The sequence below is a fragment of the Paenibacillus sp. CFBP13512 genome, from assembly GCF_005233705.1.
Taxonomy (GTDB): domain Bacteria; phylum Bacillota; class Bacilli; order Paenibacillales; family Paenibacillaceae; genus Saccharibacillus; species Saccharibacillus nuruki.
In genome coordinates, this window is the sequence record NZ_QGAD01000017.1 from 64,298 (window position 1) to 71,080 (window position 6,783).

The 6,783-nt window shown below is 30.7% G+C and carries 5 protein-coding genes; all 5 read left to right on the forward strand.

Annotated elements, in window-relative coordinates:
• Nucleotides 1–1,041 carry a class I SAM-dependent methyltransferase gene (locus PaeCFBP13512_RS19280; protein WP_137225408.1) on the forward strand — a complete coding sequence of 347 codons (1,041 nt, stop codon included), beginning with the start codon at nt 1–3 and terminating at the stop codon, nt 1,039–1,041.
• On the forward strand, nt 1,041–4,892 hold the full coding sequence (locus tag PaeCFBP13512_RS19285) for a glycosyltransferase family 2 protein (protein ID WP_137225410.1): 3,852 nt from the start codon (nt 1,041–1,043) through the stop codon (nt 4,890–4,892). The genes PaeCFBP13512_RS19280 and PaeCFBP13512_RS19285 overlap by 1 nt, the downstream gene beginning before the upstream one ends.
• A gap of 66 nt (nt 4,893–4,958) precedes the next feature.
• Complete coding sequence (locus PaeCFBP13512_RS19290; RefSeq protein WP_137225412.1) at nt 4,959–5,702, forward strand: sugar phosphate nucleotidyltransferase; 744 nt, start codon at nt 4,959–4,961, stop codon at nt 5,700–5,702.
• A gap of 11 nt (nt 5,703–5,713) precedes the next feature.
• On the forward strand, nt 5,714–6,253 hold the full coding sequence (gene rfbC, locus PaeCFBP13512_RS19295) for a dTDP-4-dehydrorhamnose 3,5-epimerase (RefSeq protein ID WP_137225414.1): 540 nt from the start codon (nt 5,714–5,716) through the stop codon (nt 6,251–6,253).
• Nucleotides 6,254–6,300: 47 nt separating this feature from the next.
• On the forward strand, nt 6,301–6,783 hold a 483-nt coding region (locus PaeCFBP13512_RS19300), incomplete at its 3' end, for a DUF6056 family protein (protein ID WP_137225416.1).

Genomic DNA, 6,783 nt, shown 5'->3' on the forward strand with positions numbered 1-6,783 from the left:
ATGAAATCAGGTGATAAAAATTCGTTGCAACATCTTATGAGTGATCAGAGCCAAATAGAGTTTGTAAAGGAAGATTTAGCTGTCGAATTAGAGTATTTAGGTAGCTATGCAGATATTCCACAAACAGAAGAACAGTTATTGATTGATCGTATGAAAGTTGAACCTTGGCGTGATGTAGTAAGAGACAGTTTTTTTACTTATCATAATTGGTTGTATAGAATTATAATGGATCCCGGTAGAATCCAATTTTTGGATATGATCAATTATAAAAAAAATGGACGTTATTTAGATATTGGTTCAGGATGGGGACAAGTTAGTATTCCTTTGGCTAAACAAGGAGAAATGGTAGCACTTGATCTCACTAAAAATCGTTTAGAGTTATTAGATTGTATTGCGCAGCAAGAAGATGTAATATTACAAAAAATTCAAGGTAATTTTTTAACAATACCATTCAAAAAAGATTTATTCGATTTGGTGATTTTTAATGGTTCTTTGGAATGGATTGGTTCAGGTAGAGATGACTCTTCTACTATTCGTAATGAACAATTAAAAGCACTTATCAAAGCCAATAATATTTTAACAGACGATGGTAAAATATATATTGGTATTGAAAATAGTCTCGGTGCTAAGTATCTTGCTGGTACTCAAGATGATCATACAGGTTTAGCTCATATTATGTATCTTCCAGAGCAAATTGCTCATAATAAGCATAAACAGTTAAAAAGTAGTTTGTTATCTGCTAAAACATGGTCTCTAGAAGAATACTATGAACTTTTTAAAGAAGCAGGTTTACAGGTAGAGAAAACGTATGCTTGTTTTCCAGATTATAAATTAATTCGAAGAATGGTAGATATAAAAGAAATCAATCAGTTGATACTTTCTCATAATTTAGATGTTGAAGAGTATGATGGATCTAACGGCGAGACGTTGTCTTTAAATGTAGAACTTAGAGAACTGTACAAAACTATGGCTAAAAATGGTGTGGTTCAATATTTTTGTCCATCTTATGCCTTTGTTTTGAAAAGAAAGGTTGAACTATAATGGAACTTATTGATGCGTTAATCAAAGCTAAAATTATTACAGAAAAACAAGTTGATGATATCGGAATTTTAGCTATCAATAATAATTCAAATCGCTCTTATCAATCTGCTACCAGCAGATTTTTAATTATGTATAATCAAGTAAGTCTATGTACTGTCAAAAAACTTCCCAACAATCAATTATATAATTTACAATATATTTTAATTATGCAAAAAACATTACAAACAGCTGATTTATTAAGAGCTCCCCAAATTTTAGAAGTGGTTGAATATAAAGATTATATTTATATCATTGAAGAATTTATTGAAGGTACTTCTCTTGATCAGTTATATGCTAATCATGTTATTCAAAAAAAAGAACTTGTAACTATACTCCACAACGTTTTTACAGAAGCATTAAATGTAAAAGCAGGAGAATTTTATTTAAATCAAAAAGAAGAAATTAAAGGTTTGATAGCTGAGATTGATTACCTTTCTTGGACAGTGGAGGCTAAACAAACTTTTAGTAATTATTTGGCTGAACATTTTGAATTGGTAGCTGATTCACCTTCTCTAGTATCAGGGGATCTTTGGCTTAAAAATATATTAATTTCATTCGATATGAAACCTTATCTTGTAGATTATGACCTTAGCCATGTTACACAATTTAAATGGATCGAAATTATTCGGGTTGTTCATTATGCCTATCACAGTGGTCTAGATTTGGAGCTTAAAGATTTTGCTTCTTTGCTCCCTAAGCATGCTGAACAAGATGTTTTATATATGATTTTCTTTTTGTATGAAATCAATCTACAGTCACGTATACTCGATAAAGGTTCTTTTGAAATTGTAAAAAAGAATCTTCAATTAGAACTGAAAGAAGTTTTTCAGAAGAAGTTTCCTAATTTTTTTGTAGAAGAAAATAAAGATGCAATATTAGAAGAAGAATACCAGAATTTTGTACAAATTTACTGGCAATCATTAAATGATAAAACATTTTCTGAAGAAAATTCTTTGAAAAGTGAATTAGTGTTTGATGTGTTTAAAGTATATAAATTTGAAATACCTGCTAAAAAAATTATTAATCTGAGAATTGATCCTATAAACAGTTCTGGGATGGTAGAAATCAAAAACTTTATTATGCAGAATACTAAAAAAGAAATTTTATATACTTGGTCTAATAAAGATGTTTCAGTTATAGGCACCGGACAAGGAATATGGGATAAAAATCTTTTGAGAATATTTTCGTTTGAAGAAGATCCACAATTATTAATGTCTATTCCTTCGTTTTCTAATGAAAATGAGATGCTTTTTATCAAAATTGAGATGAAAATCACAAAAGATACGTCATATATTTTAAACCAATTGAATCAAATGAATATTATTGAAAATGAATTGAATGATCTTAAAGATCAATTTTCTTCTGCAGAAAATGAATTAAATATTACTAAAAGTGAATTGAATATCACAAGAAATGAATTGAATTCTTTCCAAAAAGTTTTGACTGAAAAAGAAAGTAGTTTTGAAATAATAAAAACAGAATTAGCTATGATTAAAAACAGTCGTTCTTGGAAAACTACTGAAGGATTACGAAAAATTGGAAGGAAACTAAAAAAAATTAAATACGCTTATAAAAGAGGTTTAAAAAAACTAGCTGGACAACGTTCTATTGATTTACAACCTATACATGAAATTATCCCTACAAATTATGGATGGCAGTCTATAGGTAAAGATCCACAATTTCTTTTAAATCTTCCTGTTCATAAAAAAATATTGGAGGTATCTTATATTAGTTCTGCTGAATATGATGTCCCGCTTGAATTATACTATGACTTAGGAAACGGTATGACAGAGAAGCAGATTATTATTATAGGTACTATATCTAAAGGAACAGAAGTATTTAAACGTAGTCGGATTAGAATTCCATCAGGAATACATAGTTTCCGATTGGATCCAGGTAACAAAGAACAAATGTTTACTTTGCATAACATAATGTATCGTCCTATTACACAATTAGAACTAGTGTTAAAACCTGTATATAAATTTTTCAGAAATCATGGGCTGCGTCCATCAACAATAAAAATATTTATATCTAAATCAATAAAAATTTTGAAAAAAGATGGTCTAAAAGGTATTCAAGCTAAGGGAGAATATGTACATTTAGGGGTTAGCGAATCGAATTATCAGGAATTCTTAAAAATAACTGAAAAGACAGCAGAAGATTGGCAACAAATGAAAGACCAATTACAAACATTAATCTATAAGCCGCTCATTTCAATACTTGTTCCTGTGTATAATGTGGAAGAAAAGTGGTTGAGAGCTTGTATTGATTCGGTTCGTCAACAAGTGTATTCTAATTGGGAATTATGTTTAGTAGATGATTGTTCAACAAAACCTCATATTAGACCAATTTTGGAAGAATATATAGCTTTAGATAATAGAATCAAAATAAAGTTTCGTGAAGTGAATGGTCATATTTCTAATACTTCTAATGATGCTATTCAAATGGCAACAGGTGAATTTATTGCTCTTTTGGATCATGACGATGAATTATCAAAAGATGCTTTAATAGAAAATATATTATTGCTCAATCGTTTGCCAGAAGCAGATATTATTTATAGTGATGAAGATAAAATTTCAATTGAAGGGGAAAGACATTCTCCATTTTTTAAACCAGATTGGTCACCTGATAGTCTTTTATCACAGATGTATACCTCTCATTTGACACTATACAGAAAGAGCTTAGTTCAAGATGTTGGAGGTTTCCGTGTAGGTTTTGAAGGCAGCCAAGACTATGATTTAATGCTTAGAGCATCTGAAAAAACAAATGCTATCTATCATATTCCTAAAGTATTATATCACTGGAGAGCGATACCAGAATCAACAGCTATGATTAACTCTTCTAAAAACTATACTCATATGGCAGGTATCAAAGCATTAGAAGAAACAATTATTCGTAGAAATTTCAATGCATACGTTGAAGGTGCAGGAGATATTCCTAACTTATATAGAGTTCATCATAAGCCTACAGGCAATCCTAAAGTATCTATTATCATACCAAGTAAAAATATGACTCAGGTACTAGATACTTGTCTTAATTCAATCATAGAAAAAACAACATATACAAACTATGAAATTATTATTATTGATAATGGTAGCGATGATGTAACTACTCAGCAATTATATGATAGATGGAGTATTCGCGAACCTGAAAGATTTAAAGTATTTCAATATGATATTCCATTTAATTATTCTAAGCTGAATAATTTTGGTTGTACTAAAGCCGAAGGTGAACTTTTATTATTTTTAAACAATGATATTGAAGTTATTACTCCTGAGTGGTTGGAAGAAATGGTTGGTCAAGCAATTAGATCAAGAGTTGGAGCTGTAGGTGCAAAACTATTGTATCCTGACTATACTATTCAACATGCTGGTGTGATTCTGGGTATTGGCGGTGTAGCTGGTCATAGTCACAAGAATTTTCAAAGTTCTGAATATGGTTATTTCAGTCGGTTAAAAATGGTTAGTAATTATTCTGCTGTTACTGCAGCATGCTTAATGGTTCGCAAAGAAATTTGCGAAGAGGTTGAAGGGTTTGCTGAAGACCTTCAAGTGGCTTTCAATGATGTTGACTTTTGTCTTAAAGTTCGTGAAAAGGGTTATTGGAATGTTTGGTTGCCACAAGTCCAGTTAATACACTATGAATCTAAAAGTAGAGGATATGAAGATACACCTGAAAAGCAAAAGCGATTTAATAGTGAAATCATACGTATGCAAGAAAAATGGCCAGATGAATTAAGAGAAGATCCTTTTTACAATCCTAACTTAAGTAAAGAGAGAGAAGATTTCTCATTAGGTTCTGCTTATAAATAAGGATAGTAGAATTTATTTCACTTTGTTATAATGTTTAAAGATTTTAAAAAATGGAGGTTTTTATTCATGAAAGGCATTATTTTAGCAGGAGGTACAGGTTCACGCTTGTACCCATTAACGAAAGTAACGAACAAGCACCTTTTACCTGTTGGTAAATATCCAATGATTTTTCATTCAGTATATAAATTAAAACAAGCTAATATCAAAGATATCTTAATTGTTACAGGTAAAGACCATATGGGCGATGTAGTGAACTTACTAGGTAGCGGTAGTGATATGGGTGTTACATTTACATACAAAGTGCAGGATGAAGCTGGTGGTATCGCACAAGCTTTGGATCTAGCAGAACACTTTGTAGCGGATGACCAAATGGTTGTTATCTTAGGAGATAATGTATTTGCTGATGATATTTCTCCATTTGTACAAAATTTCCGTGAGCAAAAACAAGGTGCTAAATTGCTACTGCAACAGGTACATGATCCACAGCGTTATGGTGTTGCTGAAATGGATGGAGAGCGTATTGTTTCGATTGAAGAAAAACCAAAAGCTCCTAAAAGTGATTTCGCTGTAACAGGTATTTATATGTTTGATAACAATGTATTTAATATTGTTAAGACATTAAAACCATCTGATCGTGGTGAATTGGAAATTACAGATGTAAACAATGCGTATATTGAACGTGGTGAGTTAACATTTGATATCCTTACAGGTTGGTGGACAGATGCTGGTACACATGCATCGCTTGCAAAAGCAAATGAATTAGCACAAGAAATCGTATTTGGTGAAGAGTTTGGAAAACTCAAACTGTAAGGAGGATCATCATGAAAGTTACATCTTTAACATTAGAAGGCGCTAAACTTATAGAACCTGTAGTACATGGTGATCATCGTGGATTTTTTATGGAAAGTTATAATGAAAAATTAATGTATGAGAACGGTATTATGCATAACTTTATTCAGGATAATCACTCTCTTTCTGCTGAACCTGGAGTCCTTAGAGGTATGCATTATCAGCTTAATCCCAAAGCACAGACTAAATTGATTCGTGTAATTTCAGGTTCGATTTACGATGTGATTTTGGATATCCGTAAAGATTCACCTACATTTGGTCAATGGCAAGGATTTATTCTAAGTGATGCGAATAAACGTCAATTGCTAGTTCCGCAAGGATTTGCACATGGATTCTGTACATTAGCAGCAAATACTCAAGTCATCTACAAAGTAGATGAATATTACTCACCTGAGCATGACCGAGGAATTGCTTGGAATGATCCATCTTTAAATATCGATTGGCCTGTATCAAGTCCAGTATTATCTGATAAAGATACTCATCATCCCTTTTTAGAAAGAGCTGAAATTTAAAATTTTTTTATTTATTTTAAATTATTTTGTTTAAGGAGAGAGTTAATTTGTTAGAAAAAGTTAGGCAATATAAAGAGTTTGTATTTATATTTTTGTTTATATTTATACTAAACTCGCTTATTAATTTTTCTCCTGGAGATGATGAGTATTTCAAAAATATTTCTAAGACTATGTCTTTGTATGATTTCATATACATGAGATATACAATTTGGTCAGGAAGAGTTTTTGCTGATTCTATTTTATATCTAATTATGGATGAAAATATATGGATATGGAGAATATTAAATTCCATTATTATTTTTATGCTTCCTATAGCTATTGTAAGAATTTTCAGTATGAAAATATCTTTTAAGTATTTTTTAATAGCTTTTTGTAGTATATGTTGTATTAGTTTTAATGTTATTAGCTCAGGATTTCTTTGGGTAACTGGTTCTATAAATTATTCTTGGCCAATTTTGTTAGGAATACTTTCTTCTATAATCTATACTGATATTTTATTTAATAAAACTCACAAACTAAAAAGAAAATAT